This is a genomic window from Streptomyces sp. NPDC090445 (assembly GCF_044769385.1).
Lineage (GTDB): Bacteria > Actinomycetota > Actinomycetes > Streptomycetales > Streptomycetaceae > Streptomyces.
On the sequence record NZ_JBIVXV010000011.1, the window covers coordinates 144,631 to 164,071 of the forward strand.

At 72.2% G+C, this 19,441-nt stretch carries 15 protein-coding genes and 1 pseudogene; 10 read left to right on the forward strand and 6 right to left on the reverse strand.

The features are described from left to right. Nucleotides 1-4: 4 nt before the first annotated feature. The 8 genes from ACIQUT_RS22205 to ACIQUT_RS22240 all read left to right on the forward strand — a co-directional run bounded on the left by ACIQUT_RS22205 (nucleotide 5) and on the right by ACIQUT_RS22240 (nucleotide 9,821). Nucleotides 5-556 carry an MOSC domain-containing protein gene (locus tag ACIQUT_RS22205; RefSeq protein WP_403564942.1) on the forward strand — a complete coding sequence of 184 codons (552 nt, stop codon included), beginning with the start codon at nucleotides 5-7 and terminating at the stop codon, nucleotides 554-556. Nucleotides 557-858: 302 nt separating this feature from the next. Further along, nucleotides 859-2,229: a hypothetical protein gene (locus tag ACIQUT_RS22210; protein ID WP_403564944.1), complete on the forward strand. Its 1,371-nt coding sequence runs from the start codon at nucleotides 859-861 to the stop codon at nucleotides 2,227-2,229. A gap of 758 nt (nucleotides 2,230-2,987) precedes the next feature. Next, nucleotides 2,988-3,554, forward strand: a complete 567-nt coding sequence (locus tag ACIQUT_RS22215; RefSeq protein ID WP_403564945.1) for a hypothetical protein — start codon at nucleotides 2,988-2,990, stop codon at nucleotides 3,552-3,554. A gap of 225 nt (nucleotides 3,555-3,779) precedes the next feature. Next, nucleotides 3,780-4,214 (forward strand): hypothetical protein, encoded by a 435-nt coding sequence (locus ACIQUT_RS22220; RefSeq protein ID WP_403564946.1) that lies wholly within the window; start codon nucleotides 3,780-3,782, stop codon nucleotides 4,212-4,214. Next, nucleotides 4,211-4,969 carry a hypothetical protein gene (locus tag ACIQUT_RS22225; protein ID WP_403564948.1) on the forward strand — a complete coding sequence of 253 codons (759 nt, stop codon included), beginning with the start codon at nucleotides 4,211-4,213 and terminating at the stop codon, nucleotides 4,967-4,969. The genes ACIQUT_RS22220 and ACIQUT_RS22225 overlap by 4 nt, the downstream gene beginning before the upstream one ends. Continuing rightward, a complete protein-coding gene (locus ACIQUT_RS22230; RefSeq protein ID WP_403564950.1) occupies nucleotides 4,966-8,589 on the forward strand; it encodes a hypothetical protein in 3,624 nt (1,207 codons plus the stop codon). Before ACIQUT_RS22225 ends, ACIQUT_RS22230 begins: the two co-directional genes overlap by 4 nt. Continuing rightward, a complete protein-coding gene (locus ACIQUT_RS22235; protein ID WP_403564952.1) occupies nucleotides 8,577-8,912 on the forward strand; it encodes an IS3 family transposase in 336 nt (111 codons plus the stop codon). The genes ACIQUT_RS22230 and ACIQUT_RS22235 overlap by 13 nt, the downstream gene beginning before the upstream one ends. Nucleotides 8,913-8,942: 30 nt before the next feature. After that, complete coding sequence (locus ACIQUT_RS22240; RefSeq protein WP_403564954.1) at nucleotides 8,943-9,821, forward strand: DNA/RNA non-specific endonuclease; 879 nt, start codon at nucleotides 8,943-8,945, stop codon at nucleotides 9,819-9,821. 418 nt (nucleotides 9,822-10,239) lie between these two features. On the opposite strand, the gene ACIQUT_RS22245 is transcribed toward ACIQUT_RS22240, so the two are convergent. The 4 genes from ACIQUT_RS22245 to ACIQUT_RS22260 form a co-directional block, all read right to left on the reverse strand. Beyond that, nucleotides 10,240-11,355, reverse strand: coding sequence for a translocation protein TolB (locus ACIQUT_RS22245; protein ID WP_403564956.1), 1,116 nt, complete (start codon nucleotides 11,353-11,355; stop codon nucleotides 10,240-10,242). Between the two features lie 517 nt (nucleotides 11,356-11,872). Continuing rightward, nucleotides 11,873-12,541 carry a hypothetical protein gene (locus ACIQUT_RS22250; RefSeq protein WP_403564957.1) on the reverse strand — a complete coding sequence of 223 codons (669 nt, stop codon included), beginning with the start codon at nucleotides 12,539-12,541 and terminating at the stop codon, nucleotides 11,873-11,875. Between the two features lie 434 nt (nucleotides 12,542-12,975). Further along, complete coding sequence (locus tag ACIQUT_RS22255; protein WP_403564959.1) at nucleotides 12,976-13,632, reverse strand: hypothetical protein; 657 nt, start codon at nucleotides 13,630-13,632, stop codon at nucleotides 12,976-12,978. A gap of 256 nt (nucleotides 13,633-13,888) precedes the next feature. Further along, nucleotides 13,889-14,131 carry a hypothetical protein gene (locus ACIQUT_RS22260; protein ID WP_403564961.1) on the reverse strand — a complete coding sequence of 81 codons (243 nt, stop codon included), beginning with the start codon at nucleotides 14,129-14,131 and terminating at the stop codon, nucleotides 13,889-13,891. A 483-nt stretch (nucleotides 14,132-14,614) separates the two neighbouring features. Here ACIQUT_RS22260 and ACIQUT_RS22265 point away from each other — a divergent pair, with 483 nt between their 5' ends. Continuing rightward, nucleotides 14,615-15,835 (forward strand): alpha/beta hydrolase family protein, encoded by a 1,221-nt coding sequence (locus ACIQUT_RS22265; RefSeq protein WP_403564962.1) that lies wholly within the window; start codon nucleotides 14,615-14,617, stop codon nucleotides 15,833-15,835. Between the two features lie 943 nt (nucleotides 15,836-16,778). Here the strand turns inward: ACIQUT_RS22265 and ACIQUT_RS22270 are convergent. Further along, nucleotides 16,779-17,870 (reverse strand): methyltransferase domain-containing protein, encoded by a 1,092-nt coding sequence (locus ACIQUT_RS22270; RefSeq protein WP_403565071.1) that lies wholly within the window; start codon nucleotides 17,868-17,870, stop codon nucleotides 16,779-16,781. A 320-nt stretch (nucleotides 17,871-18,190) separates the two neighbouring features. Between ACIQUT_RS22270 and ACIQUT_RS22275 the strand changes: the two are divergent. Then, a pseudogene (locus ACIQUT_RS22275) lies at nucleotides 18,191-18,799 on the forward strand (transposase); the annotation flags it as partial. Here the strand turns inward: ACIQUT_RS22275 and ACIQUT_RS22280 are convergent. Next, the gene (locus ACIQUT_RS22280; RefSeq protein WP_403564964.1) at nucleotides 18,738-19,064 is read right to left on the reverse strand and encodes a hypothetical protein; all 327 of its coding nucleotides are present in this window, start codon (nucleotides 19,062-19,064) and stop codon (nucleotides 18,738-18,740) included. The pseudogene ACIQUT_RS22275 and the gene ACIQUT_RS22280 sit on opposite strands and share 62 nt — an antisense overlap. Nucleotides 19,065-19,441: the final 377 nt, after the last annotated feature.

The window sequence follows — 19,441 nt, forward strand, 5'->3', positions numbered from 1 at the left end:
GCCCATGGCGCAGGCTCCGCCGCCGCCCGGACCCGGCCGGGTCACCTCCCTGCACCTCGCCGCGCGCACCGGCGGGCCCACCTTCGGCGTCGCGCAGGCCCGAGCGGTGACCGGCCGCGGCCTGGTGGGGGACCGCAACTACTGGGCGGGCGAGGGTCCCCGGCCCCGGCGCCGGGGGACCGGCCGGGCATCGGGGGTCTGCGACGTCACCCTCATCGAGGCGGAGGCCCTCGAAGCCCTGGCTCGCGAACACGGCATCACGCTCACCCCCGCCGAATGCCGCCGCAACCTCGTCTGCCGGGACATCCGGCTCAACCCACTGGTGGACCGGGACTTCCGGATCGGCACGGTGACACTGCGCGGACTCAAACTCGGCGAGCCCTGCACCCGCCTCGAACAACTGGTCCGCCCCGGCCTGATCCGCGGCCTGCTGCACCGCGGCGGGCTGCGGGCCGAGGTGGTCCGCGGCGGGACGATCCGGGTGGGCGACCGGATCCTCCCGCTGCCGCACGACGCGCGGCCACCCCTGCCACCCGTTCGGGCCGATCTTCCTTGAGGCCGGCACCCGTGCCCGCCGTCGACGTGCCCGGACTGCCACCCGGCCGTCACCGATCCGCGGACCCGCGCGCCCCCGACCCAGTGGCGCGTTCGCCGACCGCAGGCGGCCGAACGGCTGCTTGTCCGCAATGGCGCTCCCCGTGAATCGTGGGGGAGCGGGAGCCCGCAGCCCGGCGCACACCTGCCGGGACCGGGCCGCAAACGTCCATGTCCGCAGGCCCGGACAGCTCGCCCGCGCGCCGCGCGCCGCGCGCGGAGGCCGGGCTGTCCGGCCCGCGGCCCTGCAGGCAGGAAGACAGCATGGCGATCGAAAGCACCGCCCCCGGGCGGGCGAGCAGCACGGCACCGGAGCCCGGCCCCGATACCCCGTCAGCCAAAGCCGTGGAGTGCGCGGTACGGGCGGGCGAGGAGCTGGCCGCGGAGGGCGCGGCCGTCTCTGTCCGTCTGCTGGGATGGGGCTTCGCCCTCCGCCTCGACCAGGCGGCCGCTGAACGCCTCGCCCCCTCGGCCGGCACCGGGCCCGCCGGCGGCTTCCGCAGCCTGGTGTCGGAGGTGCTCGCCGGATCCCTGCCCGAGGCCATGGCCGAAGCCGTCGGAGCGGAGCTTGCCGGACACGCCGAACAGATCCGGTCGGCCGCCCGGGGCGCCGGGTGCGAGCTGCTCTCGCCGTGGGCCGCGCCCACCCTCCTCGCCCCCATGGCCCTCGACGCGCCGCCGCGCGAGACCGGCCTGTGGTTCAGCGTGTTCGAAGCGGGCGCCGGCTGGGGGTCCGACCTGCCGTTCACGGCCCGCCACGCCTCCGAAACCCCTGCCCTGGCCGTCTTCCACGACGACCTGTACTGCGTCTACCAGGGCCGGGGCGACGACCCCGACCTGTGGTGGACCGCGCTCCGCGCGGACGGCAGCCGGTCCGAGGACCAGCCGTTCCCCGCCCACCACACCCTGGGCAGCCCGGCCCTGGCCGTGTTCCAGGACAGCCTGTACTGCGCGCACCGCGGCGGCTCGGGCGACTGGAGCATCGCGCTGACCTCGTACGACGGTGGCACCTGGAGGCCGGACCGGCCGGTCCCGAACGCCGAGAGCGTCTACGGCCCGGCGCTGGCCGTCTTCCACGACGCACTCCACCTCGCCTACGCCGACGCCGCCCAACGGATCATGGTCACCTCCAGCCGGGACGGCCGCAGCTGGACGGCCCCCGAACCCGTCCCCGGCTGCGCCACCACGAGGTCCCCGGCGCTCGCGGTGTACGACGGCGCCCTGCACCTGCTGCACGGCAACCCCAAGGACGGGGCGATCCACTGGAGCCGGCTGCGCGGCACCACCTGGACCTCCGAGGGTGCCCTGCCCGGACACCGCACCCGGAGCAACATCGGCCTCGCCGTCTTCGACGGCAAGCTGATGTGCGTCCACCGCGACCCCACCCGCCAGCAGCTGTGGTGGTCCGCCTTCGACGGCGCCGCATGGAGCACGGACACCGAGATGCCGGGGCACAGCAGCAAGTACGGTCCGGCGCTGGCCGTGCACCGGAGCCGGACCGGCACCCGCGACCAACTCCTGTGCGTCCACCGGGGCCACGCCCAGCGGTTCGTCACCGCGACCGGGGAGGTGCTGACCGACGAGGACCCGGCAGGGCTGCACGAACTCGACGACCCGGGCTCCGCCGCCGACTGAGACCGGTCCCCGCCCGGCTTCCGGCACCCCGGAGGGGACGCGGCCAAGGGAGGAGCGCGTCCCGCGCCGATCGCACCCGGTGTACGTCACCCGGTGCACGCAACGCGCACCGGTGCGTTCGGCGTTGCCCGTCTTCAACCTGAACAGACGGTCCCCGGGGGCGGCCATGCGATGGGTGCCGCCGTGCCGGTTCACCCAGTCGCGGACGAGGCTGATGGCGTTGGCGCACTGCCAGCTGCTGTCGTACTCGCGCACTCCTGGTGAAGGCCCCGTAGCCCGCGATGATGCCGTCCACACGGCCGTCGCCGAGCAGCTTGTCGACGTACCGCGGATCGTTGTAGGTGGTCGTCCAGGACAGTGTGGCCGCGAGCTGTCCGGCGTCACGGTCCCGTGGTACTCGTAGAACCCGTTTGAGCGCGGCGTCCACGCCGCCCAGGGTGTCGACGCGGTGGGCGATGGCGTAGACCGGGTGTCGCTGATCGGCCGCTGCTGCCGGGGTCGTACCGAGCGCGATGGCACCGATGATTCCGCAGAGGGCCGCGACCAGCGCCGATAACATCCGTGGGCCGGCACCACGCCTGAGCGCGCTGCGGGCCGGGGCGCCGACGGGGTCTTGCGGACGCAGCGCATATCCCGGACCCGGGGAACATGGCATGATCATGCGCAAAGTGGCCCGTAACCCGCCCCGGACACGTGCGTGCGCGGTCGTGTGGCCGGGCTCAACGGCCACGGGTGGGGGAGCGGACGGAGGCAGTGGCGTGTGCACAGTCAGCCGGGCGGCGGTGGAGGCCGCGATCGCGGATCTGACGGCGGCGTATCCACACCTGGCGGTGGATCCCTCCCCGCATCCCGCACTGGCAGGGTGTGAGGAGGTCGTCTGGTCGGAGCTGCCCGGTTGTCCGGACGGGGTCCCGGCACTGTTGTACGGCCTGGTCGACCCCGAGGCCGCCGAGGTTGCGGGACGGACGCTGAGCCGGCTGGTGATGGCAGGACCGATGCACATCAGCGCCGCGATGCCGGCGATCGTGCCGTACCTGCTCCGTCTTGCGGCCGACCCCGAAGTGCCCCATCGGGGCAAGCACTTCGATCTCGTACTGGTGGCCGCGGCCCTGTCGGAGCCGGTCGACCCCGGTAACCCGCGGGATCTGGCCATCAACGGCCCCGAAGAAGAACACCCCGAGCGAGCCCTGTGTCGAACGGCCTTCGAAGCCGACGCGGTATGGGTGCGCCGACTGCTGGCCGACGACCAACTCCCGGACGGCGAGCCGCTCAGCCCGGACGAACGCGACTTGCTGCTCCGGGCCGCCGGGCTCAGTCCGGCCTGACGCGCAAGAGTCGGCCTCCTCACCGCAACTGAACGTGGAAAAGATCGAGTTGCCGCCTTCGCAGCGGCAGGGGCCACGATCGGATCGCCTTTCGTGCAAACCGCAGACAGCTACCGGGCGGGGCGGCATGATGAGCGTGCGGCAGCGGGGGCAAGGCCGGCATCGGCGCATCGCTGCCGGAAATCCGACGGGCCCGGTGGTGCCCGATGACGGACGGGCGGGTTGATGCTCACATGGATCGAGGCCACGGCCTGCGGCGCCGGTGGCGGCCTGATAGCCGAGGCCATCGTCACCTTCGGCCGTCTGAACGCCTGGCAGCAGGCCCGCCACGCGGCCAGAGCGGCGGGCGCGACGGGTGATGCCCTGCCTGCGCTCGACGTGTTCGTCGACCCGCTCGCGGACTCCCTTGCCGCCCTCTTCCGCCTCGCCCTGGGGGCCGCGGCGGGATGGCTGCTGCACGGCGAGGTCACCGGCGTGTACGCCGCGGTGACCGTGGGGGCCTCCGCACCCGCGCTCCTCGCCCAGTTCGGCCGGGCCACCACCGCGGCCGGAGCCGTGGCGGCAGCCCCGCGCCCCGCGGAGGGCGGCGAGCCGGGCGGAACGGTGCCCGGTCCGGGGCCCTCGGACCGGCTGCCGGTGCACGGGGAGCAGACGCCGTGAGGTCGGCCCCGTTCGCCCGGCGCTGCTGGAACTCGTTCACCGGCGGCCGGCCGGCCCCCCTCCCGCGGACGGCGGAGCGCGGGCGCGAGGGGTACACCCTGCGCCGGCGCGTGTGGGCGTCCTTCACCGGCACCGTCCTGCCCCCCGCCCACCCCCGCCCCTCCGCCGGTACGGTGCCTTCGGCCGCGCAGGCGACCCCGTACCGCCTCGGGCCCGGCCCCCGGAGCGGGCGGCCCGGCGACCGGCCGGTCCCGCGCTGGTTCACCCTCCCCCCGCTGCTGTCGGTCGGCGGAGTGACCGCCGCCGGAGGAGACGCGGTGGTACTCGAAACGGTGTCCCCCGACGGCGCGACCGCCTTCCTCGTGCGCCGCCGCGGATCCGGCCGGTCCGAGTACAGCCTGGAACTGGTCGTGCGCAGCGCCGATCCCGAGTGGCAGTGGCCGCTCGTCTCCACGATCAAGTACAGCGGAGCGGACGGCGCCGAGCGGGTGGTGCTCGTGCCGGTGGCGCGGGCGGGGTTCGGGGCCGCGGCCTCGTACGTGCACCTCCCGGGGTTCACCGGCGAGGCCTCGTCGACGGGTTGGTCGGCCCGCACCCCCGCCCCGCTGGCCGACCCGGATCCTCACTGGGACGCCGACACCGTCGCCGCATCCGTCCGGGCGGCGCTCAACGAGGCCACCCGCGAGGCCTGGCGCCAGGTCCGCGCACACGTCGGCGACGACCTCCGCCGGGCCATCGACGGGGAACTGACGTGACGGCGGCCACCGCCTCCTCCGCCCCGCTCACGGAACGGGCGGCACTCGACGCCCTGCTGAGCAGCGGCGCCAGCCCGCAAGCCCTCGTACAGGAGCTGCTCGGCGAACGGCAGTTGTGGTGGAAGTGTGTCAGCGAGGCCGTACGCGCGGACCCCTCGTGGCTGTTCGACCGGCGGACCGAAGAGCTGCGCGCCTGGATCGAGGCGACGGCACCGGACGGCGGGGCGGCCGACACCCTCACCCCGGCCGGCCATGCGTGGCTGGTGGGCCGCGCCCTGGCCGCAGCGCAGGACCCGGCCGGTGCACACGTCGAGGCGCTGACGCCGTCGGCGCGGGCGTGGCAGCGCAGCCGACTGCTCTCGTCACGGGCCGCTCCCGGCCCCGCGGAACCGTCCGGCAGGCAGCTCGACGGGCTGTCGGCGGGCGTCGCGAGAGGGCTGCGGGACGTCGTCGGGCAGCTGCGGGAGTGGCAGGCCCACGGCGCGGCCGAGGACGGAGACCGGCGGGACCACCCCGGCGCCCGTGACGCCGGCGCCCGCGACGAGGGCAGCGCCGACAGGGAGCACGACGACCACCACCACCACCACGCGACGTCCACCGCCGTCTGCGGCGTGGTCGTCGTCGCGGCGCTGCTGATGGCCGGTGCCCGGCCCGGGCGCCGTACCGTCAGCGTGCCGGTAGTGTTCGGCCGCTCCGCCGGCCCGGCCGGGCTGCAGCCCGGCGAGGACGGCGCCACCGGCGTGCTGGAGCTGAGCGAACTGCCCTCCGGGCCCGCCGGCCTGTACCCGGATCCGCGGGCGATGGCGGGGGTGGTCAGTCCGAACGGGCAGTTCGCCGTCTCGCTGGGCCACGCGTGGAACGCGGCGGGACCCCGGCGCACGGGACGCTGCGTCCTGTGGCGCCTGGTGCTGTCCGACGAGCCCGCACCCCTCGCCCGGATCGAGGGGCCGTCCCTCGGGGCGGCGTTCGCCCTGGGACTGCGCGAGCTCCTGCGCCGGCCGCCGACCCGGCGCCCCAGCGCGGCACGGCTGCGGGACGTGTTCTACGGGCTGCGGCCGCGCACCGCGGTGACCGGCGCGCTCGACGGCGGCGAACGCCTGCTCCGGGTCACCGACATGGACGCCAAGCTGCTGGCCGCACGCCGCAAGGGGCTGCGGCTGGTCGCCCCGGAGCCGAACCGGCTCGACATCGCCCACGCCCCCGAACCCGGCGAGGTGCGGTTCGCCGCGGACCTGCGGCAGGCAGACCGCCACGCCCGCAGGTTCCGGACCGGCCGCCTGGCCGTCGCCCTGGCCCTGGTCGTCACCGCCACCACCACCGGAGTGCTCGTGACACGCCAGGACGCCGCCGCCCTCCAGCGGCTGACGACCGCGCACCGGCTGGCCGAGGTCTCGCAGAGCCTGATCGAGAGCGACGTGGGACTGGCCGAACTGTTCGCGGTACAGGCCTACCGGCACCATGCCGATTCGCTCACCCGTACCGCGCTGTTCCAGGCGGTCACAGCCGCCCCGCTCTTGGCCGGCAGCGCGCAGGCGAGCGGGCCCGTCTCCGCGGTGTCGAGCTCGGGCGACGAGAGCACCGTACTGGCCGGCACCCGCCAGGGAGTCGTACAACAGTGGACCGTCGCGGGAACAGGAACGGGAACGGGATCAGGGACGGGCGGAGGAAAGGGACCGGGCACGAGAGCGGGAGCGGCGTTCGGGCCCGCCCGGACCCTGGGCCGGCTGCCCGGCCCCGTCACGGCGGTCGCGGCCGACGCCGGCGGCACCACGGTCGCCGCGACCGACGGCACCTCGGTGGCCGTCTGGGCTGCCGGCCGGCCGGCCGAGGCACCCCGAACCCCTGAGGGGCAGAAGCCCAAAGCCGTGGCCGTGTCCCCCTCCGGCCGCTTTGTCGCCGCCGCGACGACCGACGGGGTCTTCGATTCCAAAGCCACGCTGTCGTTACTGGACCGCACCACGGGAAACACAGGCCGGCTCACCCTGGCAACGATGGCCTTGACGCCGTCGGCCCTCGCCTTCTCCGACGACGCGAGCCTGGTCGCCCTCGAGAGCGGATACGGCAGCTGGGAGCGGATCTCGGTCCCGTCGCTCGCCCGCACCGCCGGCAGCACGGTCGGCTTCGGCGTCCACAACCAGGCATCCGCACTCGCCCCGGACGGCAGCCACTTCAGCTACACCAACGGTGCCGAGACCCTCCCCGTATGGCCGTCCGACGGCGAACCCGACATCGACGATCCGGCCCGCCTGGCACAGACCAGGGCCGGTCATCCGGCGACGGCCCTGGCGCTCAGCAGCGGCGGCACGTGGGCGGCGGAGGCCGTCGGCACCGACATCCACGTGTCACAGATCACCGTCCGGGGTCAGCGGCCCTCCGCCCCGGAGACCCTTTCCGGGGCGGGGTTGGTCAGTCCCGGCATGCTCGCGTTCCTCGGCCACGGGAACCGGCTGCTCTCGGTCTCGGGCGACGTGCTGAGCCTGTGGGACCCCGGCCGGCGCACCAGGATCTCGACGCAGATCGAGGCGACCGTCCCCGTGTCCTGCAACGGCTGCCGCGCGCCGGTCGTCGTGCTGTCCCCGGACGGCCGCTCCGCAGCGGTCCTCGACGGCAACACCGCGGGGATCGAGGTGGTGGGCCTGGACCCGCCGGGTGCCGGCCGGAGGTACTTCACATCCGACGACCTGCTCATGGGGGACTGGGGGTTCGCGGCGGCAGCATGGCAGAGGGACGGCAGCGGACTCGTCGTGGAGGCCGCGGACGGCAGTGCCAAGATCGTTTCGCCGGCGCAGGACTACCGGGTGACGGGCACCTGGCCCGCGGTCATGACGCAGCGCGAGGGCTCACACCCGCCCGTGCTGCTCCAGTTCCTGCCGGACGGCCGGCGGGTGGCCGAGGTCGACGATGCCGGCGCGATCCGCTTCCGGGACGCGGCGACCGGCGAGGTGCTCCGCCAGGTCGCCGGTCGCACGGACCGCTCCGGAGGCAAGGACTTGCCCTGGCAACTCAGGCCGGGACAGGTCGCCGTCGACCGGGAGGCCGCTCACGTGGCCTGGATCGACCGCTTCGGCCCGAGCTCCTCCAGGGAGTACGAGGTCGTCGTGACCGACACGGCCTCGGGCCGGTCGCGGCAGCTTCCGACACCGGATGCCGTCGGCCTCGCCTTCGTGGGAGACCGCCTGCTGGTCCAGCACAAGAGCGGCCGGCTGGACGTCTGGACGGCGTCGGGGGACCGGCACCTCGACACCGTGGAGGGCATACCCGACCTGGCGGTCGGCCCCGTCGCCGACGGGAACGTCGTTGCCGGGAAGTCGGCCGCCGACACGATCCGCCTCATCGACGTCCAGTCCGGACACGCCCTCGGGACGATACCGCTCCCGCCCGGCCCCAAGGGGGTGTCCACCGGCCTGGCCCTGACGGCGGACGGGACCGCACTGGTCACCGCGACCGAATCGGGCTGGATCGGCAACCCCGGCACCAAGGGCACCCTCATCGTGTGGAGGCTCGATCCGGGCACCTGGGTCCGCTCCGCCTGCGCCTCGGTCGGCCGGGAGCTCGCGCCCGCCGTCTGGCAGAAGTACATGACCTCCAAGGCCCCGTCGGACCTGCGTTGCCCGAGCTGATCCGAGCGCTCGGGCAGAGCGGAGCCACGGGTCGATTCGAGCGGCGGGGGAGGTTCCGCATCACCGCCGAGCTCCGCGAGGACGGCGAGCGCGTCAACCACAAGCGGATCGCGCGCGTGGTGCGGAGTATCGGGCTCGCGGGGCTGCGGCTGCGTCGCAGGCACCGCACCACGGTCTCGGACCCGGCCGCGGCGAAGGCCCCGGACCTGATCTGCCGCGACTTCACCGGATCCGACGTGAACACGAAACGTCGCTCGATCGGGCCTTCCGGGATGCGCGCGGGGGTGGCCGCTGTTCGGGTGGCCCGGCGCACCGCACGGTGAAGGATCTCCCCTGCGCGGTATTTCCATCACATGAACGCAATCGAGACGCCGCCGGACCTGGCGGCGCGCGCCGGCTCCCTGTCAGACCGCGCCGGGTACGACGAATCGTTCCTCGGACCGGTGGTACCGCTTCCGATGCCCTCCGACCCCGCGGTCGAGACGGTCGTCCTGCCGTACACGCACTTCACCGTCGTCCACCGCCCCGACCGCAGGCTGGCCGCTGCCACCGCCGTCTGTATCGACGGCGCGAACCTCCTGGAGGACGTGCGCCGCGACGACGCCTGGGAATTCGACCCCCGGTTGCCCGAGTCCCAGCAGGCCGGCAACGACATCTACCGCAACAACCCCCTGGACCGCGGTCACCTGGTCCGCCGGCTCGACCCGGTCTGGGGCTCCACGGCCGAAGCCAACCGCGCGAACAGCGACACCTTCCACTTCACCAACGCGGCCCCGCAACAGGACATCTTCAACCAGGGCAAAAAGCTGTGGCTGGGGCTGGAGAACCATCTGCTCGACCATGCAGCCCAGTTCGACCGCAAGCTCACCGTCATGACCGGCCCGGTGCTCCACGACTCCGACCCGCCCTACCGGGGCATCCAGGTGCCACTGCGCTTCTGGAAGGTCGCCGCCTTCATCCAAGGCGGACAGCTCGCCTCCACCGGGTACGTCCTGGACCAGAGCCCCGACCTCACCCGCGCCTTCGAGCGGGCGATGGCGGGCGCCAAGCCCGGCGACCCGCCGCCGCTCGGCCCGTTCCGCACCTTCCAGGTGCCGATCAGCGACATCGTCCAGCTCACCAGCCTGAACTTCGGCCCGCTCCCGGCCGCGGACCTCATGCCCGTCACCCGTGCGCCCGCGGAACGCTGGAAGCAACTGGAGTCGTACGACGACATGGTCCTGCAGAGCTGAAACGGCCGCCCCGGCGGTCGTCCACGTCCACGGCCGCGGGAACGAGGTCCGCTGGGTGTACCGGCCCGGGAGGTTGGAGACGGGTGATGCAGGTCTCGGCCGGGCCGGTACTCCAGTGCGGTTTCGTGATCCATGCGGTGGGTTCGTCAGTTGACCGTCGTCGGTCGTGGCTGCGGCGGGCTGTTGCCTGGTGGCGTCTGCGCCGGTTGGACCAGTGCAACAGCCTGGCCGCTGACACGGCTGGTGGGTTGGAGGGCGACGGTGGGGAGGCGGCGGACCTCCGGGACGGCCAACGCGATCGGGTCGCTCCTGCGAACGCGGTGGTGCGGGCCGCCGGGCCGCCCTGGGGCCATGCTGGCGGCGATGGCGGCGATGGCGGCGATGGCGGCGATGGCGGCGATGGCTCGGGCAGTCGGCCTCAGCCGTGGAACGGGCCCGACACTTCGTGGACGATGCCGCTGGTGGTCGCGAAGTACATGCGCTTGCCGTCCGGGGCGAAGTCCAGCCCCGCCAGGGCCGTGCCGCCCTCAAGGCGCAGGAACGGTGCGATGACGTTGCTGCCGGTGATGGCGCAGACTTCGGCGTTGCCGCCGGCGCCCTCCGTCACGAACAGCTCCTCTGCCGCCGACTTCCCGAGCGGGAAGGCCATGTCCCGCGGGCTGGTCAGCGGTCCCCCGCCGGTCTGGGCGGCGTCGTAGTAGACGCGGAGCAGCGGACCGAACGCGTCGACCCTGTAGATGCGGCTGTCGCCCTGGGTGGGGACGTAGTAGGACACGGAGTTCGCGGCGGCCAGACCGCCGGGCCGGTTGAACCTGATCTGGTCGGGCAACTGGTGGCGGACGGGCGTGGTCGCGGCCGAGGGGTCCGGTACCTGCTTGTGCACGACCTGGCCGGTGCCGGTGGCCGCGGTCCACGCGTAGAGGGTGGTGTTGAACATGCGGTAGACGCCGCCGTCGGCTTCATCCTCCGTCATGAAGAGGGAGCCGGCGCCGTCGTAGGCGAGTCCGCCGCGCTTGAACCGCCCTTGTTCGGGGCGGCGTACGGCCGCCTTGACGCCGCGCGGGTCGGCCTCGTATCCGTATCCGCCGGTGACGCGCTCACCGACGAGCCAGCCGCCGCCCGGCATCGCGGTGCCGACGGTGGGGGCGGTGCTGCCGGTGTCCACGCGGTGGGCGCCGGTGATCGTGCCGTTGGAGGAGAAACGGATCGCGCTTGCGCCGCCGTCCTCGGAGTGCGACACGTAGATCCAGCCGGTGCCGTCGGGTACGACGCCGCCGGAGCCGGGGGCCGCGTGCCAGGTGTACGCCGTGCCGGCGACGGCCTGGCCCGAGCGGGCGACGACCCTGCTGGTGAAACCGGCCGGCAGGCGCAGGCCGTTCGCGTTCGGGGCGAGGAGTTCGCCGTAGGGACTCGGGCCGGGCTGTACGCCGGTCGCGGCCTGGGCGGCCTGGGCGGCCTGGCTGGGCAGCGCACCGCCGATGCCTGCGGCCGAGGCGGCTATCGCGGCGGCACGCAGGAGGACTCGTCTTTTCATTACCGGAACCTCTACATCGCTTCGGTCATGAGCGGCAGAAATGCATGCGGAGCCCAGGCCTGGGTCCTGTCCGGCCATCTTCACGGGCCGCGAGGACCGCCCGGACAGGACCCGGCAGTGCTTTGTCAGGTCAGGGGCACCGCACCGGGACCCGCCGAATGGCGGTTCCGGGCGATGCCCGTGTCCGGCGGCGTCGAAGGCAGCAGAGTCGCCGGCGCTGCGGATTCCCTGGGCGCCATGTGGAGCGGACGCGCGGGTAGGCGCGGATCCCGGCGCCCAGGGCGCCCAAGGCACCCCGGTTGCCGTGGGCGTCGAGATAGGGCTGGAGGTCGACCGCAGCCGGAGCGCACCACAAGCGCACCACAAGCGCACCAGAACGAGCGGGCGACAGCGAGGACGGCGAGCTCACACTCCTCCTGACTGCTGGCTGGACGCGGCTCTGCCTTCCCGGCCGCGTCGTGAACCGGGCCGGCAACGGATACTGCGGCGCCCGTCGGCGACGTACCGGGGGTGCCGCCTACCAGGCCACGTTGGCCGCGAACCCGCCGTCGGCTGTTCTGAGTTGCACGGTGCCCTGGTCCCCGTACACCTGCCGGCGCCAGGCGGCGAAGACCTGAGCGAGGGCGCGGGCGTCATCGCCCCGGCCCTTGCCGACGGAGTCGGTGGCGAAGACGACGAGGGCCTCGCCAGTGTCGCGCACTCTCCGGACGCGGACCTGTCCGACGACGACGGAAGGGTCGTCCGCGGTGCGGTGACCGGTCTGGTACGCCTTGAACTCGCGGGTCATGTCGTACCAGCCCGCGTTGCCGCACGGGACCGCTCCGGGCGTCGCGTCACCGTCCGTGGGCGGCTCGGGAACCCCCGTCCGATCGTCGGTGGGAGGCTGTGGGGGCCCGGTCTGTTCCTCGGTCGTAGGCTGCGGCGGGCCCGTCTCCTGCTCCGTCGGGGGCTGGGGCTGGGGCTGGCCCGTTTCCTCGTCGGTGGGCGGGTAGACGGGGCCGGCCACGTCCGACGTGAGGTCGAGCGGCTCGCACAACCCGGTGGCCGGCACGCCGGACGGTACGGCCGCTGCCGCACCGTTCGCCGGCCGCGTACCGCATCCTGCTGCCAGCATGGCGCATGCGCACAGCAGTACGGCGGCGGCCGTCGCACGCCGTCCCGCTCGCGAGATTTCTGTCATGGTCACGAAATCCCTCCTCGCGCAGGGAGAGGAGAAGGCGCAGGCAGAGGTTCCCGAACCCCCGCTGGAATCCACGCCGCAGCGAACCCCGTGTGCCGAGTGGGCAACATCCGCTCGCCGACATGGCAATGACGACACCGCCGTGCCGGTCGCCGTGGGAGGGCGGCTCTGCAGTCCGGGAGGCTGTTGAGGGTGGTCGCGGGTCGTTGAGTTTCCGTGCTCGTCCCGGATTGCCGTTGCCTGTGAGTCAGGCGCTGTTGGTTCTCACTCTGGCCAGTGAAAGAGCCGTAGGAGACGCCGAAGTGGTTGAGCTGGGGTTCGAGGGTTCGCCGCGGCCGTGGCACGACGTACGCGCCTGGAACCACGAAACCGCGGTTCACCGGCCCGCGCGAGGCGAGGGCGTGGGCTGGTGAACCGCGGGCCACGGAGGGCGGATCCGTTCACTTGACGGGGACGGCGTCCTTCGGGGAGGTGTGCCAGTTGGTGACGATCGGGCGGTCGACCGTGATGGTGCCGACCGGCAGGGACACGGGGTTGGGGTCGTCGTTGCCGACGGCGACGATGATGCTCTCCAGTTCCTTGCCGCCGTTCTCCTTGGTGGTCTTCGGGTTCACCCCGGCGTAGGCAGCGGTGTTCCCGCTCAACTTGATCTGCTGGCCGACGGCCTGCTCCGCGGGGCCCGCCGCGGTGCCGTCGGACCCGAAGGCCACGGTGGGCAGTGCGGCGGGCAGGTAGCAGGTGATCCCGGGCTTCGCCTTCGCGGTGATCAGGATGTATCCGCCCGCCTGGCTTTCGGACTTGGTGCTCCAGGCGATGTCGTTGGCGCCGCACTTCTGCCCGACCGGCTTGCCGTTGCCGTTGCCGGAGCCGGCCCCCTCCGCGGTTCCCTTGCCCGTCGCGCCGGTGTCCTTGCTGTTGCCGCCCTGGCTGTTGTCCGCCGTCGACGAGCCGGCCGGGGTGCCCGTCTTGCCGGCCGGAGCGGTGGAGGAAGAGTCCTGCGCGGCGCCGGTGTCCGAGTTCTGGCAGGCCGTCATCAGCAGGGCCCCGCTGATGAGGACTGCGGAGACGAGGAAGGCCTTGCGGCGGTTGCCGGACATGGAAGAGCCCCTTGGTGGTCTGTGGTGTGTGGTCTGTGGTCTGTGATCGAGGCCGAAGCGGTTCAGGCTCCTCGGCGCTTGTCCGATCACTATGAGCGAACCGCGAGCCGGGGGGATCCCGGCGTCTTCGTTCCAGGACACCGCTGTCGCAGACCGGTGACATGATCACGAAGCATCGGCGGCCGGCGACGGCACTGTGCCGTCGAGCAGGCGGTCCACGAGGAGTACGAGGATCTGGTCGAGGGGCGGCGGGGTCTCACCGCGGGCAGCGGCCCGCTCGCGGATGCGCTCGATGGCGTGGCTGCGGCGTCCGAAGTGCTGCGTGCGTTCCCCAGTCGCGTTCGAGCCCGGTGACGACCACGTCGGCCCGGAGCGCTTCGCTGCTGCCCCGCCGCCGGTAGACGCTGGTGTGGTTGAGATGGGCGACCAGTTCCGCAGGTTCGGTGACTTTGAAGTCGACGTTCAGCAGGCCCAGGCGGAGGGCGAGGGCCTGCACCACGGTGCGCCGGCTGGGGGTTCCGGCGTGGTCCAGGCAGTCGAAGGCGCAGCCGCTCCCGGTCGTGGCAGGCGGATGCCGTGGTGGTCAGTACTTCCGCGGAGACGCTCGGTGTCGGTCTGCGAGCTCTCGGTTTGGTGACAGTGGTGTGAGAGACAGTGGGCCCTGGTGTGTCAGTCGCGTGGCTGCACGAATCGCTGAAGGAGTCTTCCTGCTGTGGCAGGGAGGCCCCCAGCGACTGCGCCTGGCGGTGGGCGGTGGTCGGTGGTCGGGGCGTATGAGGGGTGATGTGCATCGAACCTGCTGGGACCGCGAGCCCGCGGTGATCGGGACGGCCTTGCCGCCGGACGAATCGCCGACCGCATCGGCCCCGGGGCGTAAGCCTGTGGGCCGATGCTGCGGGGGAGGGGCACGTGACAGGGTTCCCCTGTGCCCACGGACCAGCCGTTGCGGCATGGTTGACGATCCGTCACTCGGGGAGGGTTCTTGATTGCCACGCCGTTCATCAGCCGGGAGGGCATGACGCGCCGGAGCGTGCTGGGAGCCGCGCTGGCCGCGGGGGCTGCCGTGCCGCTTGCCGCCGTTGCCGGCCCCGCGTGGGCCGACCCGGCCGCCCCCACCCCCGCCGCGGCCCGGCTCATGCTGCCCGTGCCGACCGGGCCGTATCCGGTGGGCACGGTTCATCTGCACCTCGTCGACCGGTCACGTCCGGACGACATCGCGGGCCCAGGGCACTTCCGCGAGCTGATGGCCGCCGTCTGGTACCCCGCCCGTGACGTCGAGCGGTACCCGGTGGCGCCCTGGATGCCAGCCGTCGTATTTCGGGCGTTCCTCGCCGACGTCGGGCTCAGCGATCTGGCCCCCCTGGGGCCGCTCACTGTCGGCCACATGGGTGCTCCGGTGCGGCGAACGGGCCGACGGCTGCCCGTCGTCGTGTTCGCCCACGGCGCGCACAGCCACCAGGGCGACCACACCGTCACAGTCCAAGAGCTCGCCAGCCACGGATACGCGGCTGTGACGGTAGCTCACCAGTACGACACATACACGGAGTTCCCCGACGGCCGGATCGGCGTCCCGCTGCGTGACAGGCAGGCGCCGACGCTGCCCGGAGACTTCGCCTCTGACCTGCGATTCGTCCTCGACTGCGTCGAGCAGCTCGCCGCCGGGTGCAATCCCGACGTCGACCACCGGGAGCTGCCGGCCGGGCTGCTCGGCTCCCTCGACCCCCGGCGTATGGGCGCGTTCGGCTGGTCGAAGGGCGGGACGGCCACCGCCTGCGCCACGCTCGCGGACGAGCGCATCCGGGCCGGGCTCAGCCTCGACGGCCCGATGCAGATGAACCCGCCACTGGCCGGCGACTTGGACCGGCCCTTCATGATGATGTCCGCCGTGTTCACCCGGGCCACGAATCCCGAGGCCGCCGCATTCTGGTCGCACCTGCGCGGCTGGCGGCTGAACATTCAGGCCCAGGGCGCCGCCCACGTCTCCTACGGTGACAATGAGGCGCTGTTCCCACAGGTGGCGAAGCTGCTCGGATGGAGCGGGCAGCAGCTCCAGGACGTGATCGGCACTCTCGATCCCGACCAGGCGGTGAAGATCCAGCAGGCGTACCCGCTCGCGTTCTTCGACGAGCACCTGCGCCACCGTCGGGGGCACCTACTCGATGGGCCGTCCCCGGCCTTCCCGGCAGTGACGTTCCTCCCCTGAACACCCAGGAGGCCGGCACCGGTGGTCGTCGGTCGGTGAAACCGAGCAGTCGTCACGCTCCTGACCTGGAGCTGTGCAGGTTGGCCGCGCGGGTTGGTGGCTGCGTTGGCTCAGTGAATCTGCGCAGAGTGTGAGCGCCTGTCCGGAGCCGGTCGACCCAGAGGCGTCGGAACCGCCGCCGGATCGCGGCTGCGGGCTCGGCGATGCCGCGTAGGCACCGTCCTCGGCGACCCCGAGGTCCCGAATTGCATTCACGTGTCGCATGCCGGCTTCGAACGGATGATGTGCGGAATCCGGTCCCGAGGTCACCGCCGACCGCGCGGAAGCGTGCGGTGTGCCCTGCCGGTGGGGCGGTCCGCTGCGGTGGCGGATTCGGGGCGGTGACACCCAGCGCGGTGTCTCGGGCAGCCAGAGCCTCGTCGCGTTCGGCGTTCGGCGTTCGGCGATCGCCTCGGCTCTCTCACGAGCCAGCTGCCCGATCACGACCGTGTAGGTGCCCAGAAGGTCCGCCAGCTGCCGCTTCTCCTTCCTGGCCCTGACCAGGGTCCTCGCGGAGCTTGTCGATCTCGGCCTCGGCCTTCCTGACCGGTTCGCTCCGGTGTTGGGCGGCCTTGAACTCCGCCTGATACTTGGCCATAAGGAGATGCGGATACTTGTGCGTCAGCAATCACCGCTTGATCTGGGCTTCCTCTGCCAGGTCGAGGATGGTGAGATGCCCGCGGAATGCAGCGGGGTGCCGGCCGACTGCCGGTCGGCGGCCGGCCGCAGCTTGACGCACAACTCCTGCGGCAGCTCCTGCTCGGCCTTCACCGCGCGTCCCCTCCGATGCGTTCGCGCTCGTGGTCCTCGATGGGCCGGTCCAGCTGGGCCAGGTGCCTGTGCTCACGCTCCCATCGAATGGGCGGACTCGTCTCGTCGGCGACCACGGTTCGGACGAGGACAGTCACGAGGCTACGAGCAGGCGGAGGCCGAGCTCTGCCGCGTCGAGGGCGACCAGATCGCGGTTGCGCTCGGCCCACCTGCCTGAGGAAAGGTCGTCGCGGAGGCTGTTCACGGCCCGCTGCTCGGCCTCCGGACCGACTCTGGTCCATACCGACACCGCGCGGCGCACATGTTCGTCCAGGTACGCCTCGGGCCGGCGCCAGTGGGCCTCGAAGAAGCCGTCAGCGCAGTCCCACGGGATGAGCAACGGCTCCGCACGGCCCCCGATCGCACGGGTCATGTCGGCCAGTGAAGGCCAGCCGACGAGAAGGTCAGCGAATTCAGGCAGGTAGTCGCGGGTGAGCCAGAACCGCTGAAGCCAGCCGGTCGTACTGGCGTCGTACGTGAACACCACCACGCGGCGGGCCACGCGCCGCATCTCGCGCAGCCCGGCGATCGGATCCGGCCAGTGGTGAACAGTGCTGACCGCCATCGCGGCGTCAAAGGACTGATCCGCAAACGGGAGGCTCTCCGCACCGGCGGCCACGCACGGCGCCGCGCCCGCGGGACGCTGTGCCCGCATGACCGCCGACGGTTCCACCGCCGTGACGTCGCGGTCGGTGGGTTCGTAGGAGCCGGTGCCAGCCCCGACGTTCAGTACGGTCCGCGCGTCCCCGAGTGCTTCCCAGATCCTCGCGGCGATCCGCGGCTCGGTGGTCCGCGTCGCCGGGTACGCGGACCCGATGGATTCATACAACTGCGCTCCGAACACTTTCAGTTGTTCCTCCGGGGTCGCCCTGATCCCCATAGCCCGTGCCTCCAGTTCCTTGTCGATGGCCGTCACCATGGCAGCAGCGCGGTCGCGCTGTTCCAGCAGGAGGCCACGCAGCCGGCGCAGGTGCGCGGCCGCGTCAGTGGCCGGGTCGTCCACCAGATCCGCGATCGCGCGCAGTCCAAAACCCAGCCGCCGGTAGCCGAGCACCTCCCGCAGCCGCTCCACGTCGCCCGCCGAGTAGGCCCGGTACCCGGCCCCGGTCCGAGCGGACGGCCGCACGAGGCCGATCTCGTCATAGTGATGCAGCGTGCGTACGCTCACACCGGCCAGCTCGGCCACACGTCCCACAGTCAGGTGCTCTTCCACGTCACCGACAATGCGGCATGACGCCACGTGAGGGTCAAGCGCGTCGCTCCTGGCGTGAGTGGCCGAGGTGCCAGTCGACTTCGGACTGCCGCTCAGTTGTCAGCCTCGCCGCCCGGAACCGCACAGGGGCCGGCCCCCGGCCGCGACTTGTCAGGGAGGCGGCTCCCGGAGCCCGCACGCCCGAGCTAGCGGCGCCACCGCCGTGACATCCCTGGACACCAAGTGCCGACCGGACAGGTCACCCGATCAGTGGCTCCGAAACCGAAACCGACCGGAGTGGCTCCCGGTCTCACATCATCGAGGGCACAATGATCCGGTTGACGGTGGCGAAGTTGCCCAGCGGCGGGGTGAACAAACCGGTCTGGTTGTGGTGGTCGGGCACCGGCGCCGCGGCCAAGGACGTCGACCGGTGCTGGCAGGCCTTCCTGCGCAGGTTCGACGTTGAGCGCACGTTCCGGCTGCTCAAGCAGACCCTCGGCTGGACCCGGCCCAAGCTCCGCGACTCAGCCGCGGCGACCGCTGGACCTGACTCGTCCTGGCCGCCCACGCGCAGCTCCGCCTCGCCCGCCCTCTCACGGCCGATCGCCGTCGACCGTGGGAGCGGCCGGCGGAGCCGAACAGACCAACCCCCGCCCGGGTTCGCCGGGGGGTCCGGAACCTGCCGCGCGAAGACGGGCACGCCGGCCCGTGCACCCAAACCGACCCGCCCGGGCCCCGGCGGACCGCTCGGCTCGAAGAACGGACGGCCCGCCACCCGCTACGACGTCGGACGCGTCCTCGCCACCGGCGAGGCATACCGTCGCCCAGCCCACCATCAAAGGGGAACGAAGCCCAGACGCGTCACGACTGACGCAACAATGCGGAAGGCAGATCTCGTCCGTCCAGTACATCAACCCATGTGACTGCAGACTGGGACGGATCAACACCCAGCAGGAACACCGTCTCCTCTCCACGTTCCAGTGCGATGACCCACGGCGATGGCGTCCCCTCCGGAGCAGTCAACACGTAGTTGCGGCGGATCCCGTGAAAGGGCAGGCTCGAGATCGAGTCCACTATCGGGTCTACCGGATGCGAGTCCCGTAGCAGGGCAACTATCTCGCCGACGAGATCAGGACAGACATCCGCCAAGCGCAAAAGGTTGTTCTCGGGACTCTTGCTGGACTCCATGCCGCGAAGCTTGTCAGGTCCCGCTCCAAAGCACCTACTCGACCGAAGCAGCAGTGCGCATGTTAAACGGCAAGCTTAGACTCGGGGGAATCAGTCGTCGGCGAAGTCGGAGTGCTCCCGTGCGGGCTGTGCCTTCTCCTCGAGGAGCTGGCGGAGCGATTGGTGTCGGGGGTGCAGTGGCAGTGTCACTGGCAACATGGATGCGGATCCGTCGTGCCCGCAGACAGAAGTGGGATCCCGACATCATCTGCGGACTTGCGATGCCCGTCCCGCGAACCGCTCTGGACCGAGCCCGCCACCTTGTTGAGCAGCGACACTTGGACGAAGCGATCAGCGAGATTCGCAAGGCGACGGGATACAGCCGTCGCGACGCGAGA

What these genes read in the sequence shown, in the direction of transcription:
- ACIQUT_RS22280 (WP_403564964.1), bottom strand. Translation starts at nt 19,064, where the DNA reads ATGGAGTCCAGCAAGAGTCCCGAGAACAACCTTTTGCGCTTGGCGGAT.
- ACIQUT_RS22245 (WP_403564956.1), bottom strand. Translation starts at nt 11,355, where the DNA reads ATGAAAAGACGAGTCCTCCTGCGTGCCGCCGCGATAGCCGCCTCGGCC.
- ACIQUT_RS22210 (WP_403564944.1), top strand. Translation starts at nt 859, where the DNA reads ATGGCGATCGAAAGCACCGCCCCCGGGCGGGCGAGCAGCACGGCACCG.
- ACIQUT_RS22220 (WP_403564946.1), top strand. Translation starts at nt 3,780, where the DNA reads ATGCTCACATGGATCGAGGCCACGGCCTGCGGCGCCGGTGGCGGCCTG.
- ACIQUT_RS22205 (WP_403564942.1), top strand. Translation starts at nt 5, where the DNA reads ATGGCGCAGGCTCCGCCGCCGCCCGGACCCGGCCGGGTCACCTCCCTG.
- ACIQUT_RS22255 (WP_403564959.1), bottom strand. Translation starts at nt 13,632, where the DNA reads ATGTCCGGCAACCGCCGCAAGGCCTTCCTCGTCTCCGCAGTCCTCATC.
- ACIQUT_RS22240 (WP_403564954.1), top strand. Translation starts at nt 8,943, where the DNA reads ATGAACGCAATCGAGACGCCGCCGGACCTGGCGGCGCGCGCCGGCTCC.